At 68.0% G+C, this 25,186-nt stretch carries 27 protein-coding genes; 14 read left to right on the forward strand and 13 right to left on the reverse strand.

The annotated features are described in order from the left end of the window. Nucleotides 1-60: 60 nt before the first annotated feature. The 3 genes from glxR to gcl all read right to left on the reverse strand — a co-directional run bounded on the left by glxR (nucleotide 61) and on the right by gcl (nucleotide 3,711). Nucleotides 61-975, reverse strand: coding sequence for a 2-hydroxy-3-oxopropionate reductase (gene glxR / locus AC3WL8_RS21430; RefSeq protein ID WP_010812149.1), 915 nt, complete (start codon nucleotides 973-975; stop codon nucleotides 61-63). A 57-nt stretch (nucleotides 976-1,032) separates the two neighbouring features. After that, nucleotides 1,033-1,815: a hydroxypyruvate isomerase gene (gene hyi / locus AC3WL8_RS21435; protein WP_013958347.1), complete on the reverse strand. Its 783-nt coding sequence runs from the start codon at nucleotides 1,813-1,815 to the stop codon at nucleotides 1,033-1,035. Nucleotides 1,816-1,926: 111 nt separating this feature from the next. Then, nucleotides 1,927-3,711, reverse strand: a complete 1,785-nt coding sequence (gene gcl, locus AC3WL8_RS21440) for a glyoxylate carboligase (RefSeq protein WP_013958346.1) — start codon at nucleotides 3,709-3,711, stop codon at nucleotides 1,927-1,929. Nucleotides 3,712-3,994: 283 nt separating this feature from the next. Here gcl and AC3WL8_RS21445 point away from each other — a divergent pair, with 283 nt between their 5' ends. The 3 genes from AC3WL8_RS21445 (at nucleotide 3,995) to AC3WL8_RS21455 (ending at nucleotide 6,145) form a co-directional block, all read left to right on the forward strand. Then, nucleotides 3,995-4,690: a hypothetical protein gene (locus tag AC3WL8_RS21445; protein WP_211980407.1), complete on the forward strand. Its 696-nt coding sequence runs from the start codon at nucleotides 3,995-3,997 to the stop codon at nucleotides 4,688-4,690. A gap of 148 nt (nucleotides 4,691-4,838) precedes the next feature. After that, nucleotides 4,839-5,759 carry a LysR family transcriptional regulator gene (locus AC3WL8_RS21450; RefSeq protein WP_010812145.1) on the forward strand — a complete coding sequence of 307 codons (921 nt, stop codon included), beginning with the start codon at nucleotides 4,839-4,841 and terminating at the stop codon, nucleotides 5,757-5,759. Between the two features lie 17 nt (nucleotides 5,760-5,776). Next, nucleotides 5,777-6,145: a DUF2784 domain-containing protein gene (locus AC3WL8_RS21455; RefSeq protein WP_013958343.1), complete on the forward strand. Its 369-nt coding sequence runs from the start codon at nucleotides 5,777-5,779 to the stop codon at nucleotides 6,143-6,145. 10 nt (nucleotides 6,146-6,155) lie between these two features. On the opposite strand, the gene AC3WL8_RS21460 is transcribed toward AC3WL8_RS21455, so the two are convergent. The 5 genes from AC3WL8_RS21460 to AC3WL8_RS21480 all read right to left on the reverse strand — a co-directional run bounded on the left by AC3WL8_RS21460 (nucleotide 6,156) and on the right by AC3WL8_RS21480 (nucleotide 11,366). Next, nucleotides 6,156-6,992, reverse strand: a complete 837-nt coding sequence (locus tag AC3WL8_RS21460) for a crotonase/enoyl-CoA hydratase family protein (RefSeq protein WP_492378769.1) — start codon at nucleotides 6,990-6,992, stop codon at nucleotides 6,156-6,158. Between the two features lie 26 nt (nucleotides 6,993-7,018). Next, nucleotides 7,019-7,798, reverse strand: coding sequence for an enoyl-CoA hydratase-related protein (locus AC3WL8_RS21465; protein WP_340530978.1), 780 nt, complete (start codon nucleotides 7,796-7,798; stop codon nucleotides 7,019-7,021). Between the two features lie 42 nt (nucleotides 7,799-7,840). Continuing rightward, nucleotides 7,841-8,644, reverse strand: a complete 804-nt coding sequence (locus AC3WL8_RS21470) for an SDR family oxidoreductase (protein ID WP_013958340.1) — start codon at nucleotides 8,642-8,644, stop codon at nucleotides 7,841-7,843. Between the two features lie 581 nt (nucleotides 8,645-9,225). After that, nucleotides 9,226-9,918 carry a GntR family transcriptional regulator gene (locus tag AC3WL8_RS21475; RefSeq protein ID WP_013958339.1) on the reverse strand — a complete coding sequence of 231 codons (693 nt, stop codon included), beginning with the start codon at nucleotides 9,916-9,918 and terminating at the stop codon, nucleotides 9,226-9,228. Between the two features lie 47 nt (nucleotides 9,919-9,965). Then, on the reverse strand, nucleotides 9,966-11,366 hold the full coding sequence (locus AC3WL8_RS21480) for a C4-dicarboxylate transporter DctA (RefSeq protein ID WP_041228234.1): 1,401 nt from the start codon (nucleotides 11,364-11,366) through the stop codon (nucleotides 9,966-9,968). Between the two features lie 426 nt (nucleotides 11,367-11,792). On the opposite strand from AC3WL8_RS21480, the gene AC3WL8_RS21485 reads away from it, so the two are divergent. Both AC3WL8_RS21485 and AC3WL8_RS21490 read left to right on the forward strand, forming a co-directional pair. Next, nucleotides 11,793-13,049 (forward strand): allantoate amidohydrolase, encoded by a 1,257-nt coding sequence (locus AC3WL8_RS21485; RefSeq protein ID WP_013958337.1) that lies wholly within the window; start codon nucleotides 11,793-11,795, stop codon nucleotides 13,047-13,049. 59 nt (nucleotides 13,050-13,108) lie between these two features. Continuing rightward, a complete protein-coding gene (locus AC3WL8_RS21490; protein WP_013958336.1) occupies nucleotides 13,109-14,377 on the forward strand; it encodes a M20/M25/M40 family metallo-hydrolase in 1,269 nt (422 codons plus the stop codon). Between the two features lie 495 nt (nucleotides 14,378-14,872). Here AC3WL8_RS21490 and AC3WL8_RS21495 read toward each other — a convergent pair whose 3' ends face one another. Then, nucleotides 14,873-15,454 carry a GNAT family N-acetyltransferase gene (locus tag AC3WL8_RS21495; RefSeq protein ID WP_013958335.1) on the reverse strand — a complete coding sequence of 194 codons (582 nt, stop codon included), beginning with the start codon at nucleotides 15,452-15,454 and terminating at the stop codon, nucleotides 14,873-14,875. A 174-nt stretch (nucleotides 15,455-15,628) separates the two neighbouring features. Here AC3WL8_RS21495 and arsC point away from each other — a divergent pair, with 174 nt between their 5' ends. After that, a complete protein-coding gene (gene arsC, locus AC3WL8_RS21500; protein ID WP_492378770.1) occupies nucleotides 15,629-15,988 on the forward strand; it encodes an arsenate reductase (glutaredoxin) in 360 nt (119 codons plus the stop codon). A gap of 88 nt (nucleotides 15,989-16,076) precedes the next feature. Here the strand turns inward: arsC and AC3WL8_RS21505 are convergent, their stop codons facing one another. The 3 genes from AC3WL8_RS21505 to AC3WL8_RS21515 form a co-directional block, all read right to left on the reverse strand. After that, nucleotides 16,077-16,304: a hypothetical protein gene (locus tag AC3WL8_RS21505; protein ID WP_010812133.1), complete on the reverse strand. Its 228-nt coding sequence runs from the start codon at nucleotides 16,302-16,304 to the stop codon at nucleotides 16,077-16,079. Nucleotides 16,305-16,511: 207 nt separating this feature from the next. Next, complete coding sequence (locus AC3WL8_RS21510) at nucleotides 16,512-17,168, reverse strand: exonuclease (RefSeq protein ID WP_492378771.1); 657 nt, start codon at nucleotides 17,166-17,168, stop codon at nucleotides 16,512-16,514. 4 nt (nucleotides 17,169-17,172) lie between these two features. Continuing rightward, the gene (locus tag AC3WL8_RS21515) at nucleotides 17,173-17,823 is read right to left on the reverse strand and encodes an MBL fold metallo-hydrolase (RefSeq protein ID WP_013958332.1); all 651 of its coding nucleotides are present in this window, start codon (nucleotides 17,821-17,823) and stop codon (nucleotides 17,173-17,175) included. Between the two features lie 281 nt (nucleotides 17,824-18,104). Between AC3WL8_RS21515 and AC3WL8_RS21520 the strand changes: the two genes are divergently transcribed. Beyond that, on the forward strand, nucleotides 18,105-18,872 hold the full coding sequence (locus tag AC3WL8_RS21520; RefSeq protein ID WP_194946812.1) for a septal ring lytic transglycosylase RlpA family protein: 768 nt from the start codon (nucleotides 18,105-18,107) through the stop codon (nucleotides 18,870-18,872). Between the two features lie 87 nt (nucleotides 18,873-18,959). On the opposite strand, the gene rsmI is transcribed toward AC3WL8_RS21520, so the two are convergent. Next, complete coding sequence (rsmI, locus tag AC3WL8_RS21525) at nucleotides 18,960-19,868, reverse strand: 16S rRNA (cytidine(1402)-2'-O)-methyltransferase (RefSeq protein ID WP_153954249.1); 909 nt, start codon at nucleotides 19,866-19,868, stop codon at nucleotides 18,960-18,962. A gap of 18 nt (nucleotides 19,869-19,886) precedes the next feature. Between rsmI and AC3WL8_RS21530 the strand changes: the two genes are divergently transcribed. The 7 genes from AC3WL8_RS21530 (at nucleotide 19,887) to AC3WL8_RS21560 (ending at nucleotide 25,111) form a co-directional block, all read left to right on the forward strand. Next, nucleotides 19,887-20,348 carry a YraN family protein gene (locus AC3WL8_RS21530; protein ID WP_492378772.1) on the forward strand — a complete coding sequence of 154 codons (462 nt, stop codon included), beginning with the start codon at nucleotides 19,887-19,889 and terminating at the stop codon, nucleotides 20,346-20,348. Then, complete coding sequence (locus tag AC3WL8_RS21535; RefSeq protein WP_492378773.1) at nucleotides 20,345-20,932, forward strand: phosphoheptose isomerase; 588 nt, start codon at nucleotides 20,345-20,347, stop codon at nucleotides 20,930-20,932. Before AC3WL8_RS21530 ends, AC3WL8_RS21535 begins: the two co-directional genes overlap by 4 nt. Before the next feature lie 46 nt (nucleotides 20,933-20,978). After that, nucleotides 20,979-21,839, forward strand: a complete 861-nt coding sequence (locus tag AC3WL8_RS21540; RefSeq protein WP_013958327.1) for a BON domain-containing protein — start codon at nucleotides 20,979-20,981, stop codon at nucleotides 21,837-21,839. 167 nt (nucleotides 21,840-22,006) lie between these two features. Beyond that, a complete protein-coding gene (locus tag AC3WL8_RS21545; RefSeq protein WP_013958326.1) occupies nucleotides 22,007-22,357 on the forward strand; it encodes a c-type cytochrome in 351 nt (116 codons plus the stop codon). 15 nt (nucleotides 22,358-22,372) lie between these two features. Continuing rightward, a complete protein-coding gene (locus AC3WL8_RS21550) occupies nucleotides 22,373-23,638 on the forward strand; it encodes an FCSD flavin-binding domain-containing protein (protein WP_492378774.1) in 1,266 nt (421 codons plus the stop codon). Between the two features lie 115 nt (nucleotides 23,639-23,753). Continuing rightward, the gene (locus AC3WL8_RS21555; RefSeq protein ID WP_211980402.1) at nucleotides 23,754-24,644 is read left to right on the forward strand and encodes an EamA family transporter; all 891 of its coding nucleotides are present in this window, start codon (nucleotides 23,754-23,756) and stop codon (nucleotides 24,642-24,644) included. A gap of 47 nt (nucleotides 24,645-24,691) precedes the next feature. Then, complete coding sequence (locus tag AC3WL8_RS21560) at nucleotides 24,692-25,111, forward strand: ArsR/SmtB family transcription factor (RefSeq protein WP_013958323.1); 420 nt, start codon at nucleotides 24,692-24,694, stop codon at nucleotides 25,109-25,111. The last annotated feature ends 75 nt before the right edge of the window (nucleotides 25,112-25,186 follow it).

Here is a 25,186-nt window from a genome sequence, read left to right on the forward strand (position 1 = left end):
TCCTGGTGCTGACGGGGAAAGCTAGTCGTCCCCGCAGGGCGGGGACGACTTGGTTGCTGCTTACTTGGCGATCTGGTGGTTAGACATGATCTCGATCGCGCGGCACAGGGCCGAATGGTCCTGCTTGCCCAGGCCGTTGGCGGCGCAGGTATTGAACAGCTCCTGCGCGGTGGCGGTGTTGGGCAGTGCCACGCCCAGGGCCTTGGCACCCTGCAGCGCCAGGTTCAGGTCCTTCTGGTGCAGCTCGATGCGGAAGCCCGGGTCGAAGGTGCGCTTGACCATGCGCTCGCCGTGCACTTCCAGGATGCGCGAGGCCGCAAAGCCGCCCATTAGCGCCTGGCGCACCTTGGCCGGATCGGCGCCCGCCTTGGAGGCGAACAGCAGGGCTTCGGACACGGCCTGGATGTTCAGCGCGACGATGATCTGGTTGGCCACCTTGGTGGTCTGGCCGTCACCGTTGCCACCGACCAGCGTGACGTTCTTGCCCATCAGGTCGAACAGCGGCTTGACCTGGTCATAGGCTTCCTGCGGGCCACCGACCATGATCGTCAGCGAAGCGGCCTTGGCGCCCACTTCACCGCCCGACACCGGCGCGTCCAAGTACGAGGCGCCCAGCTTGTTGATGCGCGCGGCGAAGTCCTTGGTGGCGATCGGCGAGATCGAGCTCATGTCGACCACGATCTTGCTGTGGCTGGCTTCCTTGCCGGCGGCCTTGAACGCGGCGGCCACGCCCTTTTCGCTGAACAGCACGGCTTCCACGTGCGGGGTGTCCGGCACCATGATGACGATGATGTCGGCACGCTTGGCGACTTCCTCGGCGCTGGTGCAGACGGTCACGCCTGCATCGACCAGCGCTTGCGGGGCCGGGTTGACGTCATGCACGAACAGCGTGTGGCCGGCGGCGCGCAGGTGGCCCGCCATCGGTGCGCCCATGATGCCCAGGCCGATGAAGCCGACGTTGCGTTGGTTTGCCATGTTGATGTCTCCTTGAATGAGATTAAGTCTGTCTTGGTTGGCGTAGGTGGTAACCCGTTACTGCACGCCGTGTTCGGCGCGCCAGCCCAGGCCGGCTTCGGTGGTGGTCTTCGGCTTGTACTCGCAGCCGATCCAGCCCTTGTAGCCGATCTCGTCCAGGAACTTGAACAGGAAGTGGTAGTTCAGCTCGCCGGTCCCCGGTTCATTGCGGCCCGGGTTGTCGGCCAGCTGCACGTGCTTGATCTTCGGCAGGTTGGCCTTGATGGTGTTGGCGATCTCGCCCTCCATCCGCTGCATGTGGTAGATGTCGTACTGCACGTACAGGTTGGGCGCATTGACCTGGTTGATCAGGTCCACTGCCTGCTGCGTGCGCGACAGGAAGAAGCCGGGGATGTCGAAGGTGTTAATCGGCTCGACCAGCAGGTCGATATGCTCGGCGGCGAGCGCGCTGGCGGCGAAGCGCAGGTTTTCCACCAGCGTTTCCTGGGCCTGCTCGCGCTTGACGTTCTGCGGCTGGATGCCGACCAGGCAGTTCAGCTGGCGCACGCCCAGCACCTTGGCGTACTTGATGGCCTCGCCCACGCCGTCCTGGAACTCGCCGACGCGGTCCGGGTGGCAGGCAATGCCGCGCTCGCCCGCTTCCCACTTGCCGGCGGGCAGGTTGTGCAGCACCAGGTCCAGCTGGAAGCGGTTCAGGCGGTCAGCGATCTGGTCCGCGTGGAAGGCATAGGGGAAGAGGAATTCCACGCCGCGGAAGCCCGCGCGCGCGGCGGCTTCGAAGCGGTCGAGAAACCCCACTTCGTTGAACAGCATGGTGAGGTTGGCCGCAAGTTTAGTCATGAGTCTCTCCGGTTTAGTTGTGTTGTCGTTCTGCCGGTGCAGAACCGGTGATGCAGGGGCGCTGGATTTGCGCGGGCCGTAGCCCGCGCTTCCATGTTGGAATGGTGCTGCTTACGCCGTTTCCACTTCTTCCTTCAGGATCGCTTCCTCGATGTCCTCGAGGTCTTCGATCGGCTCGAACTCGTTGACGTTGTCGATCTCGGTGCCCATCGCGATATTGGTCACGCGCTCCAGGATCACCTCGACCACCACCGGCACCGAGAATTCGGCCATCAGGTCGCGCGCTTCGGCGAAGGCCGGAGCGATGTCTTCCGGCTTGAACACGCGGATCGCCTTGCAGCCCAGGCCTTCGACCACCTTGACGTGGTCCACGCCATAGCCGTTCAGTTCGGGCGAGTTGACGTTGTCGAAGGCCAGCTGCACGCAGTAGTCCATCTCGAAGTTGCGCTGCGCCTGGCGGATCAGGCCGAGGTAGGAGTTGTTCACCACCACGTGGATGTACGGCACCTTGAACTGCGCGGCCACGGCCAGCTCTTCGATCATGAACTGGAAGTCGTAGTCGCCCGAGATCGCCACCACATCCGAATCCGGCGAGGCGGTCTTCACGCCGATCGCGGCCGGGATGGTCCAGCCCAGCGGGCCGGCCTGGCCGCAGTTGATCCAGTGGCGCGGCTCATTGACCGACAGGAACTGCGCCGCGGCGATCTGCGACAGGCCGATGGTGCTGACGTAGCGCACGTCGCGCGGGAAGTACTGGTTCATCTCGCGGTACACGCGCTGCGGCTTGACCGGCACGTTGTCGAAGTCGCTCTTGCGCTGCATGGTGCGGCGGCGCTTCTGCACGTCGGCCACCCACGACTTGCGGCACGGCAGGCGGCCGGCCATCTTCATTTCGCGGGCAACTTCGACGAACAGTTCCAGCGCGGCCTTGGCGTCCGACACGATGCCCAGGTCCGGGCCGAACACGCGGCCGATCTGGGTGGGCTCGATATCGACGTGCACGAACTTGCGGCCCTTGGTGTAGACATCGACGCTGCCGGTGTGGCGGTTGGCCCAGCGGTTGCCGATGCCCATCACGAAGTCCGAAGCCAGCAGCGTGGCGTTGCCATAGCGGTGCGAGGTCTGCAGGCCGACCATGCCGGCTTGCAGCGGGTGGTCGTCGGCCAGCACGCCCCAGCCCATCAGGGTCGGCACCACCGGCACGTTGACCAGTTCGGCGAACTCGACCAGCAGTTCCGCCGCGTCGGCGTTGATCACGCCGCCGCCGCACACGATCAGCGGGCGCTCGGCCGCGTTCAGCATCGAGATGGCCTTCTCGATCTGGGCGCGCGAGGCAGCCGGCTTGTACGGCTGCAGCGACTGGTAGGTGTCGACATCGAATTCGATCTCGGCCACCTGCACGTCGAACGGCAGGTCGATCAGCACCGGACCCGGGCGGCCCGAACGCATGATGTGGAAGGCTTGCTGGAACACTTGCGGCACCAGTGCCGGCTCGCGCACGGTCACGGCCCACTTGGTCACGGGCTTGGCGATCGATTCGATATCGACGGCCTGGAAGTCTTCCTTGTACAGGCGGGCGCGCGGGGCCTGGCCGGTAATGCAGAGGATGGGGATCGAATCGGCCCAGGCCGAGTACAGGCCGGTGATCATGTCGGTGCCGGCGGGGCCCGAGGTGCCGACGCAGACGCCGATGTTGCCCGGCTCGGCACGGGTGTAGCCTTCGGCCATGTGCGAGGCGCCCTCGACGTGGCGGGCCAGCACGTGGTTGATGTTGCCCGACTTGCGCATTGCCGAGTAGAACGGGTTGATTGCCGCGCCCGGCACGCCGAATGCCGTGGTCACGCCTTCCTTCTCCAGCACGGCGATTGCCGCGTCGATTGCTCTCATCTTTGCCATGATCTTGTCTCCAGTGATGGTGTGAATTCCGTTGGAGTCGATCCTATTCCCGCAGGCAGGGTGGGATAAACAGAAGGGAGATCAGTTGATTCGATACCTGGGGTACGCAATATCGCCTTGGAAGCTCGATCGGACGGTCGGCGGGGGTACGCCGGGGTACGCAATTGGATATGTGGTGTGACGGTGCGGGCACGCAGCGCAGCGGTGGGTACGGGCCGGCGCCGGCCGGCCGCCGCAGCGCAGTGCGGCAAAATGGCGGGATTCCTCGCCATCCGGGCCGATCATGTATTCCAGGCTGCCGTCTACCTACGAACTGCTTGAAGCGCTTGCCGCCGCCCCGCCCGGGCCGGCCGCCGACCGTGCGGCGCAGGGCGGCCGCCTCGGGCGCGCGCTGTGGGTGGGCTTTATCGCGGCGCTGGTCGCGACCATCCTGAGCGGCGCGGCCCTGGCCGTCTGGCGGCTGTGGCTGAAGCACCCGGTGCCGCCGTGGTCGCTGCGGACCTTCGAGGCGCTGCTGGCCCTGTCCGCCGCCTGCTATGTCGGCGCCGGACTCACGCGCGCCGGCACCGTGCTGGCCAGGCTGCGCCATCCGCTGCGCTGGCAGGCCGCCGAGATGGACCGCCACAGTGTGGCCGAGGATGCGCTGCTGCGCCGGCTGGCGCGCATCCCGCCGCCGCAGCTGCAGGCGCGCCAGCGGCGCGTGGTGTTGCAACTGCGGTTGTGGGAAGGTGCTGCGCGCACCGTGGCAATGCTGCTGGCACTGGCGCCGGCCGCGGCCGTGGTGGCCGCGCTGCCGCGTCAGCAGGCCATGGCCGGGGCGCTGCTGTGGATCTACGGCGTGATGGTGGTGACCGGCGCGGCCTGCTACCTGTACCTGCATGTGCAATGCAGCCGCCCGCTGCGGCGGCTGGCCCATGTGCTGGGCGAAGCGGCCGAGATGAACGCGCAGGTCAGGGCGCGGGCGGCTCCGGGCGGCTGATTCCGCACCGGCGCCGGGTGACGCGGCGTGCCCCTGGCAGCGGCGCTGACGCGGCCGTATGCGGATGCCGCGATCCTGCCCATCAGCCGCGCAGGGATGTCACATCCCCGGGGATGCCGCACAATGGCGCCCGGGAGACGAATATCCGATGGACAAACTCAAGCAAATCGAAGCCTTTATCGCCGTGGTGGAGCACGGCAGCATGGCGGCCGCGGCGCTCACGCAGAACGTGACGCCGGTGATGATCGGCCGCCGCATCAACGCGCTGGAAGCCCGCATCGGCGTCAAGCTGCTGCACCGGTCCACGCGCCGCATTGCCGTGACCGAGCAGGGCGCGGTGTTCATGGAGCAGTGCAAGAAGGCGCTGGCCGACCTGGACCGCGCCGAGATGCTGATTGCCGAAGGCAAGCACAAGGCCACCGGCCACCTGATCGTTTCGGCACCGGCGGCGTTCGGGCGCAAGCACGTGGCACCGCACGCGCCGGCGTTCCTCTCGGCCAACCCGGAAGTGCAGATCTCATTCAACCTGACCGACCGCGTGGTCGACCTGGTGCGCGAAGGCTATGACGTCGGCATCCGCATCGGCGGCGCCATCGACCCGAACTTTGTCGCGATCAAGCTGGCGTCGAACAAGCGCGTGGTGTGCGGCACGCCGGCGTACTTTGCCAGGTACGGCGTGCCGCAGACGCTGGACGACCTGGCCCAGCACAACTGCCTGGCGTTCAACCTGCAGGGCGGCCAGCAGCGCGGCTGGTACTTCAGCCAGAACGGCAAGACCGTGACCGTGCGCGTCAACGGCAACCTGGACTGCAACGACGGCGAGCTGCTGCACCGCTGGACCGGCGAGGGCCTGGGCCTGGGCTGGCGCTCGACCTGGGAGATCCTGCCGCAGCTGGAGAGCGGCGAGCTGATCACGGTGCTGGACGAATACGCGCTGCCGGCCTACGACATCCTTGCCGTGTACCCGCAGCAGCGCCCGGTGCCGGCCAAGATTCGTTTCTTCATCGAGCACCTGAAGGCGCAGTTCGCGCGCCCGGGCTACTGGATGGACACGGCGGGCGGCAACTGAGGCCGCCGCCGAGCGCGATGCCGATCACAGCCTGGCTGGCCGACCTGGTGGTCATCGTGCACGGGCTGTTTATCCTGTTCGTGGTGGCGGGCGGACTGCTGGTATTGCGATGGCCGCGTGTCGCATGGCTGCACCTGCCCGCGGCGGCATGGGGCGTGCTGATCGAATGGTCCGGCTGGATCTGCCCGCTGACGCCGCTGGAAAACACGCTGCGCCAGGCTGCCGGGCAGGCGGGCTACAGCGGCGGTTTTGTCGAGCGCTACCTGTTGCCGCTGATCTATCCGGCCGGGCTTACGCCGGCGGTGCAACTGTGGCTCGGCGCGGTGGTGCTGGCGGTCAACGTGGCGGTCTATGTGCTGTGGTGGCGCCGACGGCGCCACCACTGAGCGCGTTGCTTCAGCCCGCCGGCTCGAAGCGCGGCGCGCGCTTCTGCATATTGGCCAGCACTGCCTCGCGCTGGTTGGGCGAGCCGACCAGCCGGTCCTGCTCATCGGACTCGGCCTGCAGGATGGCGGCATTGTCGCCGCGCTCCACCACCGCCATCAGGCGCTTGGCCGCACGGATCGCATCCGGGTTCTTCTGTGCCACTTGGCGCGCGGCTTCCAGCGCCGCGGCGCGCGGGTCGTCGGCCAGGTAGGTGCCAAGGCCCAGTTCGCAGGCTTCGGTGCCGCTCAGCACGCGCGCGCTGTAGATCAGCTCGCGCAGCACGTCGGGGCGCACCAGGCCGCGCGTGAGCACCATGCCGGCCATGTCGGGCACCAGCCCCCACTTCATTTCCATAACCGACAGCCTGGTATCGGGCGCGAGGTAGCGTACGTCCGCCCCCAGCGCCACCTGTAGCCCGCCGCCGAAAGCCACGCCGTGCACCGCCGCGAAGACCGGCACCGGCAGCTCGCGCCAGACCATGCACGCGTACTGCGGGCGATTGGACATGCCGTGGGTACGCTTGCCGAGGCGGCCCGCGCCGATGCTGTCGTTGTGGGATTCGCCGCCACCGTCCGACAACATGCCCGCCATGCTGCCCATGTCCAGCCCCGCGCAGAAGGCGCGGCCTTCGCCTGACAGGACCACGGCGCGCAGGTCGGGCATGCGCGCCAGTTGCTCGCCGGTCTCGATCAGTGCGTCGAACATGGCCTGGTCGAGCGCGTTCATCTTGTCGGGGCGGTTCAGGCGGACGTCGGCGACGCCGTCTTCGATGGTGACGAGGATACGTTCGTTGCTGCTGGCGCTCATGCGCTGGCTCCTTATGATGTGGGTGCTCAACGGCCCTTGAACTGCGGCTTGCGCTTCTCCATGAAGGCGGCCACGCCTTCCTTGCAGTCATCGCTGCGGCTGGCACGCGACTGCAGCGTGGCTTCCACTTCGAGCTGCGCGGCCAGGTCGTTGTCGAAGCTCTGGTTGAGGGCTTCCTTGATCATGCCGTAGGCCATGGTCGGCATGGTGGCCAGGTGGCGGGCCAGCTTGCCGGCCTCGTCCTGCAGCGCGTCGTCGGCGTGGACCTTCCACACCAGGCCGATGCGCTGGGCCTCCTCGGCATCGATCTTTTCGGCCAGGATGGCCAGCGCGCGGGCGCGCATCTCGCCGGCATAGCGCGGCACGAAGTAGGTGCTGCCGGCGTCCGGGACCAGGCCGATCTTGGAGAAGGCCTGCAGGAAGCTGGCCGAGCGAGCCGCCAGCACCACGTCGCCCGCCAGCGCCAGGCTCATGCCGGCACCGGCGGCCACGCCGTTGACCGCGGTGACGACCGGCTTGGGCATCTGGCGCAGCGCCATGATGATCGGGTGGTAGCGCTCGCGTAGCAGCGTGCCGGAATCGGTGATGCCATCCTTGCCGCGCGCGGCCAGGTCGGCGCCGGCGCAGAAGCCGCGGCCCGCGCCGGTGATCAGCACGGCGCGCACGCCGGCGTCGCCGGCGGCGCGCTCAACGCCCTCGCGCAGCTCGCGCATCAGGTCGCCGTTCATTGCGTTGAGCACGTCCGGGCGGTTCAGGGTCAGCGTGGCCACGCCTTCGCTGGCTTGATAGAGGACGGATGCCGTCATGGGGGGTCTCCTGGTCTCGTGGTCGGTATTCGGTACGGTGATTTACTGCGGCTTCTTCAGCGCATCGGCCGAGGCGTCGCCCAGCTTGCTGCCGCCGTCGCAGTCGAGGATGGTGCCGGTGACGTAGTGCGCGTTGTCGCTGCTCAGGTACATCGCGGCATCGGCGATATCGTCCTTGGTGCCGTAGTCGCGCAGCGCCAGGCGGGCCTTGTAGCGCGCCTCCATCTCGGGCGTGGGCGCCAGCCGCGCCATGCCTTCGGTGTCGGCGATCGGCCCGGGCGAGATGCCGTTCACGCGCACGCCGGCCGGGCCCCATTCCATCGCCAGGCACTTGATCAGCATGTTGATGCCGGCCTTGGCGGCGCAGGCATGGGCCTGGAACATCATGGCGTTGACCGCCTGCGGCGCGGTGATGGCGATCAGCGATGCACCCGGCTTGGCCAGGTGGTCGAAGCTGGCGCGGAACACGTTGAAGGTGCCGAGCAGGTCGATATCGACCACGGTCTTGAAGGCATTGGCCGACATGCCGACCACGGGCGCGAGGAAGTTGCCTGCGGCGCCGGAGATCACCACGTCGATCGGCCCCAGTTCGTCCTGGGCGCGCGCGAAGGCCGCTTCCACGGCGGGATAGTCGCGCACGTCGGCGGCCATGCCGATGGCGGTGCCGCCGGCCGCGGTGATGGTGTCGGCGGCGGCCTGGATGCGCTCGGCGGTGCGGCTGATCAGCGCCAGCTTCGCCCCGGCGCGCGCGAAGCCGTGCGCGATGCCGAGGTTGATGCCGGAGGAGGCGCCGGCGACGAATACGGTCTTGCCGGCAAAGGCGTCGGGGCGGAAGGCACTGGGCATGGGAAGTCCTCTCGATCGATGGTCAGGCGATGCGGGCCGCGATCCGGCGTCGGGCAGAACCGTGGCGGGGCGAAATGCAGGGGAGGGCTAGCGCCGGCGGCGTGGCTGCACGGCAGGTATCGCGCGATGGCGCATGACGGTCTCCATGTTTCTGTTCTGGTGTGCGTCCGCCCCCGATGCTGCGGGGGCGGCGCCGGCCTCTGGCCTCTGGCCTCTGGCCTCCGGCATCCTAACCCGAAGCCGGGATTCGATTTCGCGTATTGCCGGCAATGCCGGCCGCCGCGGACGCAACAATGGCGGCGCCGGGAATGCCGTCCGGGGGCTGCAACTAGCTGGCGGGAAAGGGAAAAACGGGTGCGCCAGCGTGGCGGCGAAGGGGCGGGACAGGGCGCCATTCCGCAGCGCAAAACCCAGTCCTCAGAAAAAAGAAAGCCCGCACACCGTTGCAGCGTGCGGGCAGCCTTCCGACGATGAGGTGCCGGAAGGCGGAGTGCTCATGAAGTGCGCCCCCGCGTCTTCATGGCGGGGTCAAGTGTGCGCGTGGGCGGCTGGGGCCGCTTTGACTCACATCAAGCGGACGCCTACGCGAGCAGCGCGGTCACCAGGTCCTTGCCGCGCGACACCGGCGCGGTTTCCTCGAAATGCAGCGCACCTTCCACGTGGCCCAGGTGGTCCACCATCAGCGCGACGGCCCGCTCGACATCGCCGGCGCGGGCGGCCTCGATGAATTCGCGGTGCTCGTCGGAGGAGCAGGCCGCGTCGCGGCGCGACTGGTACAGCATGGTGATGACCGCGCTGCGCGTCGACAGCTCGCGCATCATCTCGGTCAGCACGCCGTTGCCGACCACCTCGGCCAGCACGATATGGAAGTCGCCCAGCAGCCGGGTGCGCACCTGCGCATCGTTGCCCGTCAGCGCCTTGCGCTCGGCCGCCAGGTGCTTGTCAATCCGCTTGTAGTCGGCGGGCGTCGCCTTGGCGACGAACTCGCGCGCCAGCGCCGCTTCCAGGATGCGGCGCACCGCGAAGACCTCGCGCGCCTCTTCGGCGCTGGGCTTGGCCACGAAGGCGCCCTTGTCCGGCACGATCTGGATGACCTTGTCCTTGGACAGCATCAGCAGCGCCGCGCGCACCTTGGTGCGGCTGACGCGGTAGACACTGGCCAGGGCCTCCTCGCGCAGCTTGGTGCCGGGCGGCAGGCGGTGCGAAACGATGGCCGCGACTATGTCTTCGGCGATCGCCTCGGCGGTCATGTCAGGATCGATATGCTCGGGCATGGCAGCGCACTTGCGCAGAGGCTGCGCGGTTGGGGAGATGCGTGATTCTATCGCCCTGGCACGGCGACCGGAGATCCGGCGTCCACGCCGTCCTCCGCCATCGCGGCCAGACCCGCATCCAGGTCGGTCGCTTCAATGGTGCCGTTGAGCACGCCATGGGCCCGTTCGCGGTCGATATCCTTCTCCCAGGCGGCCACCACCACGGTGGCCACGCAGTTGCCGATCAGGTTGCCGAGCGCGCGGGCGATGCCGATGAACCAGTCCACCGACAACACCAGCACCAGCCCGATCGCCGGAATCGCCGGGTGCGCCGACAGCGTTGCCGCCAGGATCACGATGGCCGAGCCGGGGATGCCGTGCGCGCCCTTGGAGGTGACCAGCGCCACCGCCAGGATGCCAAGCAGGTCGCCCAGCGCCAGCGGCGTGTTGGTCGCCTGCGCGATAAACACCGCGGCCAGCGTCAGGTAGATCGAGAACGCATCCAGGTTGAACGAGTAGCCGGTCGGGATCACCAGGCCCACCACCGACTTCTTGATGCCCATGAACTCCAGCTTCTTCATCACCTGCGGCAGCACGCTGTCGGACGAGGCCGTGCCCAGCACCACCAGCAGCTCGGCGCGCAGGTAGCGGATCAGCTTGATCACCGAGAAACCGCACACGCGCATGATCGTGCCCAGCACCACCAGCACGAAGATGGCCACCGCGCCGTAGAACAGGAACACCAGGAAGCCCAACTGCTTGAGCGAGCCGATGCCGTACTTGCCCACGGTAAAGGCCACCGCGCCCAGCACGCCCAGCGGCGCCAGCTTGATGATGAAGCCCATCATCTTGAACAGCGTGTGCGAGAAGGTATCGATCAGCCTGACCAGCGGCCGGCCCGGCTCACCCACCAGCGACAGCGCGCAGCCGAACAGGATCGATACCACCAGTACCTGCAGCACGTCGCCATTGGCAAAGGCACCGAACACGGTATTGGGGATCAGCTTGAGCAGGAAATCGACGGTGCCCTGGTCCTTCACCTTGGTGGCATTGTCGATATAGCCGGCGATGGCCGACGCATCGAGCGAACGCGGGTCGACATTCATGCCGACGCCGGGCTGGAACACATAGGCCAGCAGGATGCCAAGCGCCAGCGCGATGGTGGTGACGATCTCGAAGTACACCACCGCCTTGATGCCGACGCGGCCGACCTTCTTCAGCTCGCCCGCACCGCAGATGCCGGCCACCACCACGCAGAATACGATCGGGCCGATCAGCATCTTGATCAGCTTGATAAAGGCATCGCCAAGCGGCTTGAGCTTGGCGGCGAACTCGGGGAATGCCAGGCCGAGTGCCGTGCCAATCACCAGGGCAATCAGCACCTGGCCAAACAGCGAACGGGTGAAGCGGGTATGCAAACGGGGCTGGGGGGTGCCGGGGCGGGGCTGCGAGGGAACTGCATGCTGCATGGTTGTCTCCGTACCGGGCCGGTCCGGCGCCTGTGCATTGGCTGGTGCTGGCTGGCCCATCTGATCCAGGAATCACCGGCGGCCCCGTACTGCTCTACTGGCGGGTGGCTGCCGGCCTTACGTTCCGTGCGGGGCTTCCGGGTCGGGAGCGCGCCACCTCGCGGATAGCCCCCCTGTTGAGGCGGAATCCACGCAATCGCCTGTGCGGACCGGATTGTCCGCGGCAAATTGTCTGAACGTAGAAGCGAATATAGTGCATATCATTTTTGTATGCAATTTTTGAATTCACTGTGCTAACATGAATCGCACAGAATAGAGCTTCGGCCCGGGCGCCCCGCCCGCGCCGGCAGGCCTAGCGGCAGACACCGGCGGGCCTTGCCGGACCACCCGCCGCGGCGTTCACGCACTTCCAGCAGGAGACAACGCATGGCAGCAAATCCGTCGCCGTCCGCCGCAGAGACTGGCACGCGCATCATGGCCTGGGCCGACGCCCTGGCCGTCCACACCGAGCAGCCCGGCATGCTCACCCGTACCTACCTGACCGAGGCCCACCACGGCGCCGCCGCGCAGCTGACCGAATGGATGCAGCAGGCCGGCATGACGGTGCGGCGCGACGCCGCCGGCAACGTGATCGGCCGCTATGAGGGCACCACGCCCGACGCGCCAGCGCTGCTGACCGGTTCGCACTTCGACACCGTGCGCGACGGCGGCCGCTATGACGGCAACCTCGGCGTGATCCTGCCGACCGCGTGCGTGGCCGAATGGAACCGCCAGGGCAAGCGCTTCCCGTTTGCGATCGAGGTGGTCGGCTTTGCCGAGGAAGAGGGCGTGCGCTTCAAGGCCACGCTGCTGGGCAGCCGCGCCATCGCCGGCACCTTCGACAACAACGTGCTGGACAACGTCGACGACAGCGGCAAGACCATGCGCCAGGTGATGCGCGAGGCCGGTTTCGACCCCGCTGCCTTGCCCGCCGCCAGGCATGACCGCAGCCAGGTCGCGGCCTTCATCGAAGTCCATATCGAGCAAGGTCCGGTGCTGCTCAATGAAAACCTGCCGGTGGGCGTGGTGACCGCCATCTCCGGCGCCACCCGCTTTATCGTCGAGCTCGAAGGCCTGGCCGGCCACGCCGGCACGGTGCCGATGGACATGCGCCGCGACGCCGCCATGGCCGGGGCCGAGATCGGCCTGTATATCGAGAAGCGCTGCGGCGGCAAGCCGGGCCTGGTCGGCACGGTCGGCCAGTTCAACGTGCCCAACGGCGCCACCAACGTGGTGCCCGGCCATGCGGTGTTCTCCATCGACATCCGCTCGGGCATTGATGCCGAGCGCGAGGCCGCCGCCAACGACGTGCTGGCCGAGATCGAGCGTGTGTGCGCGCGCCGCAACGTGCGCGCGCAAGTGCGCAAGACCCACGAGGCGAAGAGTGTGCCGTGTGCCCCGTGGCTGCAAGAGCAATGGGCCGCCGCGATTGCCCGCCAGGGCGTGCCGGTGCGCCACCTGCCGTCGGGCGCCGGCCACGACGCCATGGCCATTGCCGCCATCGCCGACGTCGCCATGCTGTTTGTGCGCTGCGGCAACGGCGGCATCAGCCACCATCCCACCGAAACCATGACCGCCGAGGACGCAGCCCTGTCCGCGCGCGTGTTCAGCGATTTCGTCGAGCACTTCCGCCTGCCGCAGTAAGCCAGTGCAGACTCCCCGGAACCCACCCGAACCCTCCTCCGTAGTTAAGAGAACAAGTCATGACCGCACGAGACAATATGAACCCGACTGAAACCACGCTGACGCAATTCATCGACCAGCACCGTCCGGAACAGGAAGCCTTCCTGGCCGAACTGGTCAAGGTTCCCTCGGACAACCCCGCAGGCGACTGCGACGCCCATGGCAAGCGCGCCAAGGAGCTGCTGGAGGGGCTGGGCTTCACGGTGGAGGCGCACAAGGTGCCGGACGAGCTGGTGAAGGCAGCCGGCATGATCAGCGCCACCAACCTGGTCGTGCGCAAGCAGTTCGGCACGGGCGGCCCGACCATCGCCATGAACGCCCACGGTGACGTGGTGCCCCCGGGCTTGGGCTGGACCAAGGACCCGTACGGCGGCGAAGTGGCAGACAGCGAGCACGGCCCGGTCATGTACGGCCGCGGCGTGGCGGTGTCCAAGTCGGATTTCGCCACCTACACCTACGCCGTGCTGGCGCTGATGGAGGCCGAGAAGCAGGGCGCAACGATCAACGGCGCGGTCGAGCTGCAGTTCACCTATGACGAGGAAACCGGCGGCGACATCGGTCCCAAGTTCCTGCTCGACAACAACCTGAGCAAGGCCGACTACGCCATCTCGGCCGGCTTCTCGTATGGCATCACCTCGTCGCACAACGGCTGCCTGCACGTCGAAGTGACGGTCAAGGGCAAGCAGGGCCACGCCGCCATGCCGCACACCGGCGTGGACGCGATCGAAGCCGCCACCCACATCCTGCAAGCCATCTACGGCCTGCGTGCCGAGCTGGCCACGCGCAAGTCCAAGGTGCCGGGCATCGACACCGCCACGCTGAACGTGGGCCTGATCAAGGGCGGCATCAACACCAACGTAGTGCCTGACCTGGTGACCTTCCGCGTCGACCGCCGCATGATCCCCGAGGAAATCGGCTTCGACGCCGAAGGCGAGATCCGCGCCGTGGTGGAAAAGGCCGCCAAGGACCGTCCGGGCATCGAAGTGAAGGTCGAGCGCATCATCCTGGCCGAGCCGCTGTCGGAACTGCCGGGCGTGGAAAAGCTGATCGGCGCCCTGAAGAGCCGTGCCGAGTCCGTGTTCGGCGTGGAGATCCCGGTGCAAGGCGTGCCGCTCTACACCGACGCCCGTCACTACACCAAGCGCGGCATCCCGACCGTGCTGTACGGCGCCGGCCCACGCACGCTGATGGAAGCCCGCGGCCATAACTCGGACGAGAACCTGCGCCTGAACGACCTGAACCGCGCTACCAAGGTGGTGGCGCTGGCGCTGTCGGACCTAATGAAGTAAGGCTTGGGCGCCGGCAGGCGCCGGGCTTTGCTGCGCAAGACGCCATGGAGGAATCCGTGGCGTTTTTGTTTGATGCGGGCGGGATGGGATTGATCCCGCCGCTCACTTCGAGTCTGACATTCCGGGACTCGGCAGTATTTCCGCCCGCCAGGCCGCGAACTCGGCTTCGACTCGCTCGTGAGGTATTCCTTCCCCAGCTCGGATGCTCGCTCTGCCTGCTTCAACTTTGGCGCGCAGGTAGTCGTCGTCATCGTAGACATGCTCGCAAAACTCCAGTACACGAGCATCAGGTCAGCGATTACATCCGAAGCGGGACGCTGTTCAACCTCGATCGCCTGCAGGAATGCGAATTTGAGCTTTGCATCCAGCGTAATGGTGAAGTCAGTTTTCTTGGGCATGGGCAGGTTCCGATGAGGTGCTCTGACCATAGCCATTCTTCAGACTGCCATCCCATCGCTCAAGCAGACTCGTCTGCCGCAACAACGGAAAAGTCTCTTATCCCGGCAGCGTCATCGCCCCCGCCCCCAGCACCCGTTGCATCAGCACCGTGTCGATCCACTGCCCATGCTTGAACCCCACCGCCTCCAGCCGGCCGACAGTGCGAAAGCCCAGCCGCTCATGCACGGCCAGCGAACCGGCACCTTCGCCGCCGGCGGTGCAGGCGATCACGGCGACCATCTGGCGCCAGGGACCGGTCTCGCAGCGGGCGACCAGTTCGGCCAGCAGGGCCTGGCCCAGGCCCTCGCCGACGCGGCGGTGGTCGATATAGATCGAGTCCTCGATGGCAAAGCGGTAGGCGCTGCGCGCGCGGTAGGACGAGGCATAGGCATAGCCCAGCACCTCGCCGTCGCGCACGGCGACCAGGTAGGGCAGGCCCTTGCGCTGCACTTCGGCAAAACGCTGCTGCATCTCGTCCAGGCCCGGCGGCGCTTCCTCGAACGAGGCGCGGCCGTGCAGCACATGGTGCGCGTAGATGGCGTGGATGGCGGGGACGTCGGCGGGCGTGGCGTCGCGCAGGGTAAAGGGTTTGCGCGTGCCGGCGGACGGCGTCGTGGCGGAAAGGGTAGTGGAAGTCATCGGGAATGGCGCCCTATGCAAGGACTTGGGGCAACGCAGGATGCGTGCCGGGCACATGCACCAGCGTGATCCTGCGCGAGGGCCGGTGTCTTGTATATAGTGCGGATTGATTTGCACCGCATTAGTGCCAACGCCCCGGGGCGAGGCACGGCAACGACAAGAAAGGACCCTGCCATGATCACCATCTACCACAACCCCCGCTGCTCCAAGTCGCGCGAAACGCTCGCCCTGGTCCAGGCCGCCAGCGAGCGGCTGGGCGAACCGGTGGAAATCGTGGAATACCTGAAAGAGCCGCCGTCGCTGGCCACGCTGCGCCAGTTGCACACCATGCTGGGCGTGCCGGTGCGGGAGATGCTGCGCGACAACGAAGCGCCGTATGCCGAGCTGGGCCTGGCCGATCCCGGCCTGACCGAGGCCGAGCTGCTGGCGGCCGTGGCTGACAACCCGATCCTGCTGCAGCGTCCGGTGGTGGTGCGCAACCGCCACGCCGCGATCGGCCGGCCGCCCGAGAACGTGGCACCGCTGCTGGCCTGAGCCAGCCAATGCACGGCCCCAAATAAAACCGGCCCCCACGTTGTGGGGGCCGGCCGGTGCTTGAGGCAAACAGCTTCAGGCGGGTCGTCTAATGAACACCCAGCCAGTGCATGGCCTCCTGACCGAAAGCGATGGCCGCAAGCACGACCAGCAGCACCACCAGCGTCACCGTGCTGACGTATAGCGTGGCCTTGGCGACTTCGGCGTCCTCATCCGAGGTGTGGCGATGGGTAATGGGTGTGGCGCCCCGCGTGGCATGCGGCCAATGAATCCGGCCGGCCAGGTCTCTCAAGTGCAGGTCGGTATGAAAACGCATGATCGACACCTCCTCGGCAGGCGCCGCGCGATCCGGGCAACATGGCTCAAATGGCATATGGCGTGGCTGCGCAAGTGCGCCGGATAGTCTGTGGCTCGTTTCGCCCGGTACGCCATATCCGCTTCTACTATAGGCGCGCTGGCGTCAGATGCTAACGCAAGCCTGCAAGGGGCGTGCCGCCGGGGCTGCCGCGGCGCAGCAACCGATTCAGGGTTGCCCGGGCGAAGGTGAGGGCTCGCTACCGTCCGTTTCCTCGTCGGGCATCAGGCTGGCCAGTGCGGCCTCGCGCTCACGTAGCGTAGCCAGCATGTTGCAGAACAGCGCACCCTGTTCGAGCGCATCGTCCAGCGCCACATGGGTGTGCGGCAGCGGATCCATCCAGGCGGCCGGGAAGGCCGCCTTGACGGTCTTGCGATAGGGGCGCCCGGTCAGCGCAAAGCCCAGCGTCTTGATGTCGAGGGCGGCCCAGCCAAAGGGCGAGCGCCCGGCGAACCGCATCATGTACCAGAACATCCAGGTGAAATCGAAGCCGGCCGGGAAGGCCACGAAGACCGGCTTGCCGGGCAGGCTCTCGACCCATTCGACATAGCGGACCATGGCGTCCTCGGGCCGCTGCAGGTCGCGCCGGCAGGCGCTCCAGGCCTCGGGCTGGGTCTGCCACCACTGCATCTGCACCGGGTGGCCGGCGGCGCCGGGCAGGGTCTCAAGGTTGGCGGAAAACGTGCCCACCACGGTCTTGTCCGCCAGCATCGCCGCGGACGCGAACGACAGCATCGAATGCGGGCCCGGGATCGGGCCGTCGGCCTCCACGTCGGTGCTGACGTAGATCTCCGGGCGGGTGTCGGGCGCCTGTCGCTTGGCCATGGCGTCAGCCCACGTCGATCAGATGGTCAGCCACGTAGGGGTTGTTGCGACGCTCTTCGCCGAAGGTCGAGACCGGGCCGTGGCCGGGGATGAAGGTTACGTCCTCCCCCAGCGGCCACAGCCGCGTGCGGATCGAGCGGATCAGGTCGGCGTGGTTGCCGCGCGGGAAGTCGGTGCGGCCGATCGAGCCGGCGAACAGCACGTCGCCCACCACCGCCAGCCGGTTTGCGCGCGAGAAGAACACCACGTGGCCGGGCGTGTGGCCGGGGCAGTGGTAGACCTCCAGCGTCTCGTTGCCGAACTGCACGGTGTCGCCGTTCTCCAGCCAGCGGTCTGGCTCGAAGCTCTCGGCCTGGCCGAAGCCGAAGCGGCGCGTCTGTTCGGGCAGCTGCTCGATCCAGAAGCGCTCGTCCTGCTGCGGGCCTTCGATCGGGATGCCCAGCTCGCGCGCGAGCGCCGCGGCGCCGGCGCAGTGATCGACATGGCCATGTGTCAGGAAGATCTTTTCCAGCGTGACGCCTTGCTCCTTGACCGCCGCGCGGATGCGATCCAGGTCGCCGCCGGGATCGCAGACCGCGGCGCGGCCGGTGCTTTCATCGATCAGCAGCGAACAGTTTTGCTGGAAGGGCGTGACGGGAATGAGCAGGGCTTTCATGGACGATTTCTTGTGCGCCGGGCGCCTTCTGGCCGGGCGCCACGGACTGGCCCGCACGAACGGCGGGCGGTGCCCAGCATTGTAGCGCCGGGCGGCGATTCACCGCCCGCAAGGCAAGCCGCGTGCTTTATGCGTTACCCGTGCGAAAGCCCCGTCTCGGGCGGAAATCCCTTGCCACAAGCGGGATTCCGGGCAGATAGGCCACGATGGTGCGAAATCGCACAGACTTCGTAACAAATTGAAAGAGATAGTCGTAAAGAGTCAATGTTAGACTGCCGCCCATGTTACGGATCTCCGCTCTCGCCAAGCGCTGGCAACGGCTTGCCAAGCTCGGCGCATGCACCGCATGCGCCGTGGTGCTGGCCGCCTGTGCCACGCCCCCTGAAGGCGACCACGCAAGCAACGACAACGCAGGCGCCGTGCCCACGCGCGCGACGAAGAGCGGCAAGGCCGGCAGGACCGATCGCACCGACGCCGACAAGTCCGCGCGTGCCTCGGACAGCGGCAGCTGGAACCTGTTCGGCTATGACGCGGACGAAGGCCGCAGCGGCAGCTCGCTGGAAGGCCTGCGCGCCGACATCGGCACGTTCGAGCAGCGCGGCGTCGCGTCCTGGTACGGCAAGGGCTTCCACGGCCGCAAGACCGCCAACGGCGAACGCTTCGACATGCGCGCCATGACCGCCGCCCATCCTTCGCTGCCGCTCGACAGCTGGGTGCTGGTGCGCAACCTGCGCAATAACAAGGTAGCAGTGCTGCGCATCAATGACCGCGGGCCGTACCACGGCAACCGCGTACTGGACGTGTCCTTCGGCGCTGCGCGCCGCCTCGGCTTCGTCGACCGCGGCGCCACCAACGTTGAAATCCGCCGCCTGACGCGCACCGAAGTGGCCGCGCTGGGTCCGCAGGTCGAGGCCGGCGGCACCGAGGCCGGCGACGGCAGCGGCGACGACGACGTATCCGTGCCGGAACTGGCCAATTCGCTGGCGCCCGCCAAGGCGCGCAAGTGGACCAGGGCCAGCGGCAAGACCGTCAAGCGCACACGGCGCTGACCAGCGCAGCGCCGCCGCATGCCGCCGCGCGCTGACACCTCCGCTTTACCTTCCTCCTCCCCATCCCGGGACCACGCGCGGGCCGCGTCAGTCCTCTGCCTGCCCCGCGCGCTGCGCCAGCGCCAGCTGGTAGAGCGCATCGGTGCCGGCGCCGGTGATGGCGGCCGCGAGCTTGGCGGCGCGCTTGGCCGGCAGCTCCGCCAGCAGCAGCGCCAGCACGCGCTGGGCTTCGGCATCCGGCAAGCCGTCCGCGGCCGTTGCGACGCCAGCGCCTTCCACCACCAGCACGAATTCCCCCTTGGCCCGGTTCGGGTCGGCGGCCAGCCAGGCCGGCGCCTGCGCCACTGGCAGCACCGCGATGTCCTCGAACAGCTTGGTCAGTTCACGCCCGACCAGCAGCCGGCGCTCGCCTGGCAGGCCCGCGGCCAGCGCGGCCAGCGTGTCGGCAATGCGGTGCGGCGCCTCGTAGCAGACCCAGGCGTGGTCCAGCGCCGCCAGCCGGGCGATGGCCTCGGTGCGCGCCTTGGGCTTGTTGGGCAGGAAGCCGACAAAGGTGAAGCGGCCCTCGCCGGCATCGAGCATGTCGCCCGCCACCGACAGCGCGGCCACCGCGGCACTGGGCCCGGGCAACGGCACCACCGGATGGCCGGCGGCGCGCACCGCCTCGACCAGGCGCGCACCCGGGTCGGAGATGCCCGGCGTACCGGCATCCGAGACGTAGGCGATGCGCTCGCCGGCCGCCAGGCGCGCCGCGATGCGGACCGCGGCCTCGCGCTCGTTGTGCTCGTGCACGGCCACCAGCGGCCGCTGCAGGCCCACGCGCGACAGCAGCTGGCCGGTATTGCGGGTGTCTTCGCAGGCCACGGCGTCGGCCAGGCCGAGCACATGCAGCGCGCGCAGCGACAGGTCGGCGACGTTGCCGATGGGCGTGGCCACGACATAAAGGGTGCCGGCCGGGTAGGACTGGCTGGCCGCCAGGGAGATCCAGTCACTCATGCTTGAGAACTTCCGTTGATGCGATCATTCAAATCCACCACGCAGTTGCAAACCACACAGCTACGCGGTGCGCAGGCGGAGGACCGGGCCCTGGCACACCTGCGGCGCCAGGGCCTGGAGCCCGTGGTTCGCAATTATCGCTGCAAAGGCGGCGAGATCGACCTGGTCATGCGGGCGCCGGACGGCACGCTGGCGTTCGTGGAGGTGCGCCGGCGCAGCGGCAGGGGCTTCGGCGGCGCTGCCGCCAGCGTCACGCCGGCCAAGCAGCGCCGCGTGCTGCTGGCGGCCGCGCATTACCTGGCCACGCTGGCGCAGGTGCCGCCGTGCCGCTTCGACGTGGTGGCCCTGGAACCCGGCCGGCTGGACTGGCTGCAGCATGCCTTTGACCAGAATGCCGCCGGGGCTGTTTCATATCCGCGGCAGACCCTGAGGTACGATCCGCGGATCGCAATGGCAACAACAAGGCCCCCAGAGCCATGAGTATCGACAGTATCCAGCAACAGTTTCTAGACAGCGCCGAGACCAAGCGACAGGCTGCGGCGGTGATGGCCCCTTATATCGACGCCGCCGTGGAACGCATGGTCGGCGCGCTGACCAGCGGCAACAAGATCCTGGCCTGCGGCAACGGCGGCTCCGCAGCCGATGCGCAGCACTTTGCCGCCGAACTGGTCGGGCGCTTCGAGCGCGAGCGCCCGGGCCTGGTCGCGATCGCACTGACCACCGACAGCTCGATCCTGACCGCGATCGGCAACGACTATGACTTCAGCAAGGTGTTTTCCAAGCAGGTCGAGGCGTTGGGCCAGCCCGGCGACATCCTGCTGGCGCTTTCCACCTCGGGCAATTCGGCCAACGTGATCGCCGCCATCGAAGCCTCGCGGCAGCGCGAGATGGCCGTGATTGCGCTGACCGGCAAGGGCGGCGGCACCATTGCCGGCCTGCTCGATGAATTCGATATCCACCTGTGCGTGCCGAGCGAGCGCACCGCGCGCATCCAGGAAGTGCACCTGCTGACCCTGCATTGCCTGTGCGACGGCATCGACGAGGCACTGCTCGGGGAAGCCTGATCCTGCCTTCCTCCCATTCCCAACATCCAGCCACAGCAAGGACCGCATGACGAACCTGCCCACTACGCAAGCCCCCCGGAACGGCGCCGGCGCGCGCCATCCTTCCCGCACCGCCGGCCTGGGCCGCGCCAGCCTGGCCGCGGCGGCCGTGCTGGTCTGCGCCACCCAGCTCGCCGGCTGCTTCCCCGTGATCGCCGGCGCCATGGGGACCGGCGTGGCCATGGCCACCGACCGTCGCCCGGCCGCCACCCAGACCGTGGACCGCGGCCTGCAGCTCGAGGCCGAGAGCACCATCAACTCGCGCTACAGCGGCCAGGCACGCGTCAACGTGACCGTGTTCAACCGCAAGGTGCTGCTGACCGGCGAAGCCAGCAACGACAACGTCAAGCAGCAGATCGAACAGTACGTGCGCGGCCTGCCCAATGCGCGCGTGGTGATCAACGAGCTTGAGATCGTCAACTCGCCCGGCTTCATGACCCAGAGCCAGGACGCCTACCTGACCAGCAAGGTCAAGACGCTGATGATGACCGCCGAGGGCGTGCCGTCCAACTCGATCAAGATCACCACCGAGAAGAGCGTGGTCTACCTGCTGGGCGTGGTGACCGCGGCCGAGGGCGACCGCGCCACCGACGTGGCGCGCAATGCCTCGGGCGTGACCAAGGTGGTCAAGGCCTTCGACTACGTCAACGACACCGAGCGCGCGCGCCTGGACGCGGCTTCCACCTCGCAGAACCCGTCGTTCGACGGCAATGTCGGCACGCCGGCGCCGGTGCAGTCGGTGCCGGGCGTGGGCGGTCCGGTCGATGCGCCGGCCGGTGCCGCCGCTGGCACGGCGGCGACCACCAGCCCGGTCGCCGCACCGGTGACTTCGCCGGTGACACTGCCGCCGGGCCGCAACCTGCCCTGAGCGCCCCCGGTCCAGCTTCCGGGGCCGATCTCGACGGCGTCCGCTCATGCGGACGCCGTTTGTCCTTCTGCGGTTTTCACCGCACACCGCCCCGCCCGATGTGCTACGGTTGCCACGCCGGCCGCCCCCAGCGGAGTCCAGCGCCGGCCCCCACACGGAGCGAGACCATGACAATCTTCCCCCGGCCCGCTGTGTTGCTGCGGCTGGCGCTGCTGGCCGCGGCGCTGTGCGGCGCCCGGCCGGCGCTGCCGGCAGACAGCGCCGCCCCTGCCACCGATGCCGCGCTGCGTGCGCGCAGCCAGGCCGCTGCCTGCACCAGTTGCCACGGCCCCGCCGGGCGGGCGCCAGCGGGCAGCACGATCCCGCCGCTGGCCGGCCGCCCGCAGGCGGAACTGGCCGCGCAGATGCAGGCCTTCAAAGCCGGCACGCGGCCGGCCACGGTGATGCACCAGATTGCCAAGGGCTACAGCGACGACCAGATCGCGGCCATCACGGCGTGGTTCGCCGCGGTGCGCTGACAGCGGGGGACTACCATGCAAAGACGAAGCTTCCTGGGCGCCGCGGGCGCCGCAGTACTGGGTTCGGTCGGGGTCGGGGCGGCACGCGCCGCGTCGCCGGCCAAGGTGGTGGTGGTGGGTGGCGGCTACGGCGGCGCCACCGCCGCCCGCTACCTGCGCGAGTGGAGCGGACAGGCGATCGAGGTCACGCTGGTCGAACCCAATCCGGCCTTTGTCTCCTGCCCCCTGTCGAACCTGGTGCTCGGCGGCAGCCGGCAGCTGGCGGACCTGACCTTGCCGTACGACGCGCTGGTGCGCCGCCACGGCGTGCGGCTGGTGCGCGATACCGCCGTGGCCATCGACCCGGCCAAGCGGACCGTGCGCCTAGCGGGCGGCTCCACGCTGCCGTACGACCGCCTGCTGCTGTCGCCGGGCGTCGAGATGATGAGCGATGCGCTGCCCGGGCTGAAGCAGCCCGGCGGCGACCAGGTCCTGCACGCCTGGAAGGCCGGCCCACAGACCGTGGCGCTGCGCCGCCAGCTGGAGGCCATGCCGGACGGCGGCACCTATGTCATCACCATCCCGCTGGCGCCGTACCGCTGCCCGCCGGGACCGTACGAGCGCGCCTGCCAGGTGGCGTACTACTTCAGGCAGCACAAGCCGCGCAGCAAGGTGCTGATCCTCGATGCCAACCCCGACATCACCTCCAAGGCCGGGCTGTTCCGCAAGGTGTGGGCGTCGCAGTACCCCGGCCTGGTGGAATACCGGCCGCAGTTCAACGCGGTGGATGTGGACCCCGCCACGCGCACGCTCAAGTTCGACGTGCAGGACGACGAGCGCGCCGATGTGCTCAACGTGCTGCCGCCCCAGCGCGCCGGCGCGATCGCGGTGTCGGCGGGGCTGGCCACGGCCAATGGCAAGTGGTGCGAGGTGGACTTCGTCACCTTCGAGTCGCGCGCCGCGGCCAATATCCACGTGATCGGCGATGCCATCCAGATCGCGCCGCTGATGCCCAAGTCGGGCCATATGGCCAACCAGCACGGCAAGGTCGCGGCCGCGGCCATGGTCGCGCTGCTGTCGGGCCGGGCACCTGACCCGCAGCCGCTCTACAACAACACCTGCTACAGCTTCACCTCCGACCGCGAGGCGGTGCATGTGGCCAGCGTGCACCGCTATGACGCGGCGCAGAAGACCATGGTCACGGTGCCGGGATCGGGCGGGTTGTCGGAGGCGCCGAACCAGCTCGAAGGCGACTACGCGCTGGCGTGGGCAAAGGGCATCTGGGCGGAGATGCTGGGGTAGGGGCAGGACGGCTCGCCCTGCCGCGCGGCAGGCGCGAGCCATGCCCCGAAGGCCGCGGGCTGCTACCCTATGGGTTTTGTCCGGCACTGCGCCGGGCCGCACCCCCAGCCCCCTCATGCAAGCCAGAGACCGTCTCCTCGCCCTCGCCATTGTCTGCGTCTGGGGCGTCAACTTCGTCGTGATCAAGGTTGGCCTAGCGGGCATGCCGCCGATGCTGCTGGGTGCGCTGCGCTTTCTGCTGGTGGCGTTCCCGGCGATCTTCTTCGTGCCGCGCCCGCGCGTGCCGTGGCGGCTGCTGCTGGCCTACGGCGTCACCATCAGCCTGGGCCAGTTCGCCTTCCTGTTCTACGCCATGGCGGTCGGCATGCCGGCCGGACTGGCCTCGCTGGTGCTGCAGTCGCAGGCCTTCTTCACGCTGGCCATTGCGGCGCTGTGGCTGGGCGAGCCGGTGCGCTGGCACAACATTGCGGGCATGGCAGTGGCGGCGGGCGGGCTGGCCCTGATCGGAGCCGGTGCCGGCAGCGCTGGCGGCATGAGCGTGGCGGGCTTCGTGCTGACGCTGTGCGCGGCGTTCTGCTGGGCCAGCGGCAATATCGTCAGCAAGAAGATCGGCCCGGTCGACCTGCTGGGGCTGGTGATCTGGGGCGCGCTGATCCCGATCGTGCCGTTCGCGCTGCTGTCGCTGTGGGTCGAGGGCCCGGCGCGCATCATGCAGAGCGTCACCCATGTGTCGGGCATGGCCGTGTTCGCCGTGGCCTACCTGGCCTTTGCGGCGACGGTGTTCGGCTACACCATGTGGGGCCGCCTGCTGACGCGCTACCCGGCCAGCCAGGTGGCGCCGCTAACGCTGCTGGTGCCGGTGGTGGGGCTGGTGTCGGCGCATGTGCTGCTGGGCGAGGACCTTTCCGGCGCGCAGTGGGCGGGCGCGGCAGTGGTGATGGCCGGGCTGCTGCTCAACGTGTTCGGCCAGCGCCTGTGGGCGGGCAGGGCGCTGGCGCGCCGCTGATCCGCCCGCCGCGCTTATGCTGTGCTGCATCAGTGGGTAAACACTATATGCGCATTCACGCATATACGAATATATTGGATGCCATGGAAGAGCTGGATCGCGTATTCGAAAAGGTATCGGGCTACTTCAGCCTGTTGGCGGAGCCGACGCGGCTGAAGATCCTGCACGCCTTGTGCGATGGCGAGAAGCCGGTCAGCACGGTGGTCGAGACGGTGGGTTCGTCGCAGACCAATGTGTCGCGGCATCTCAACGCGATGTACCGCTCGGGCGTGCTGTCGCGCCGCAAGGAGGCGAACCTGGTGTTTTATGCCATTGCGGACGAAAGCGTGATCGAGCTGTGCCGCACGGTCTGCGTGCAGGTGGCGAGCCGGCTGGAGGACAGCGCCTTGTCCTCCGGCGTGGTCGACCGCTTCATGGCACAGCCGGCACCCGAAGCCCCGGCGCGCAGGCGGCGCACCGCTGGCTAGCTCAGCTCTTCCGGCAAACGGATCGCTGCCGCACCCGTTGCAGCGGCCCGATAACAGGCACGCCGACCGGTCCAT

The organism is Cupriavidus sp. FW305-F7 (assembly GCF_058782875.1).

Coding starts and splice junctions, on each gene's coding strand:
- rsmI (WP_153954249.1), bottom strand. CDS start 19,868: ATGAGTGACTGGATCTCCCTGGCGGCCAGCCAGTCCTACCCGGCCGGC.
- arsC (WP_492378770.1), top strand. CDS start 15,629: ATGATCACCATCTACCACAACCCCCGCTGCTCCAAGTCGCGCGAAACG.
- AC3WL8_RS21490 (WP_013958336.1), top strand. CDS start 13,109: ATGACCGCACGAGACAATATGAACCCGACTGAAACCACGCTGACGCAA.
- AC3WL8_RS21510 (WP_492378771.1), bottom strand. CDS start 17,168: ATGGCCAAGCGACAGGCGCCCGACACCCGCCCGGAGATCTACGTCAGC.
- gcl (WP_013958346.1), bottom strand. CDS start 3,711: ATGGCAAAGATGAGAGCAATCGACGCGGCAATCGCCGTGCTGGAGAAG.
- glxR (WP_010812149.1), bottom strand. CDS start 975: ATGGCAAACCAACGCAACGTCGGCTTCATCGGCCTGGGCATCATGGGC.
- AC3WL8_RS21505 (WP_010812133.1), bottom strand. CDS start 16,304: ATGCGTTTTCATACCGACCTGCACTTGAGAGACCTGGCCGGCCGGATT.
- hyi (WP_013958347.1), bottom strand. CDS start 1,815: ATGACTAAACTTGCGGCCAACCTCACCATGCTGTTCAACGAAGTGGGG.
- AC3WL8_RS21480 (WP_041228234.1), bottom strand. CDS start 11,366: ATGCAGCATGCAGTTCCCTCGCAGCCCCGCCCCGGCACCCCCCAGCCC.
- AC3WL8_RS21450 (WP_010812145.1), top strand. CDS start 4,839: ATGGACAAACTCAAGCAAATCGAAGCCTTTATCGCCGTGGTGGAGCAC.
- AC3WL8_RS21545 (WP_013958326.1), top strand. CDS start 22,007: ATGACAATCTTCCCCCGGCCCGCTGTGTTGCTGCGGCTGGCGCTGCTG.
- AC3WL8_RS21550 (WP_492378774.1), top strand. CDS start 22,373: ATGCAAAGACGAAGCTTCCTGGGCGCCGCGGGCGCCGCAGTACTGGGT.
- AC3WL8_RS21470 (WP_013958340.1), bottom strand. CDS start 8,644: ATGCCCAGTGCCTTCCGCCCCGACGCCTTTGCCGGCAAGACCGTATTC.
- AC3WL8_RS21485 (WP_013958337.1), top strand. CDS start 11,793: ATGGCAGCAAATCCGTCGCCGTCCGCCGCAGAGACTGGCACGCGCATC.
- AC3WL8_RS21520 (WP_194946812.1), top strand. CDS start 18,105: ATGTTACGGATCTCCGCTCTCGCCAAGCGCTGGCAACGGCTTGCCAAG.
- AC3WL8_RS21445 (WP_211980407.1), top strand. CDS start 3,995: ATGTATTCCAGGCTGCCGTCTACCTACGAACTGCTTGAAGCGCTTGCC.
- AC3WL8_RS21535 (WP_492378773.1), top strand. CDS start 20,345: ATGAGTATCGACAGTATCCAGCAACAGTTTCTAGACAGCGCCGAGACC.
- AC3WL8_RS21530 (WP_492378772.1), top strand. CDS start 19,887: ATGCGATCATTCAAATCCACCACGCAGTTGCAAACCACACAGCTACGC.
- AC3WL8_RS21560 (WP_013958323.1), top strand. CDS start 24,692: ATGCGCATTCACGCATATACGAATATATTGGATGCCATGGAAGAGCTG.
- AC3WL8_RS21475 (WP_013958339.1), bottom strand. CDS start 9,918: ATGCCCGAGCATATCGATCCTGACATGACCGCCGAGGCGATCGCCGAA.
- AC3WL8_RS21540 (WP_013958327.1), top strand. CDS start 20,979: ATGACGAACCTGCCCACTACGCAAGCCCCCCGGAACGGCGCCGGCGCG.
- AC3WL8_RS21465 (WP_340530978.1), bottom strand. CDS start 7,798: ATGACGGCATCCGTCCTCTATCAAGCCAGCGAAGGCGTGGCCACGCTG.
- AC3WL8_RS21455 (WP_013958343.1), top strand. CDS start 5,777: ATGCCGATCACAGCCTGGCTGGCCGACCTGGTGGTCATCGTGCACGGG.
- AC3WL8_RS21495 (WP_013958335.1), bottom strand. CDS start 15,454: ATGACTTCCACTACCCTTTCCGCCACGACGCCGTCCGCCGGCACGCGC.
- AC3WL8_RS21460 (WP_492378769.1), bottom strand. CDS start 6,992: ATGAGCGCCAGCAGCAACGAACGTATCCTCGTCACCATCGAAGACGGC.
- AC3WL8_RS21515 (WP_013958332.1), bottom strand. CDS start 17,823: ATGAAAGCCCTGCTCATTCCCGTCACGCCCTTCCAGCAAAACTGTTCG.
- AC3WL8_RS21555 (WP_211980402.1), top strand. CDS start 23,754: ATGCAAGCCAGAGACCGTCTCCTCGCCCTCGCCATTGTCTGCGTCTGG.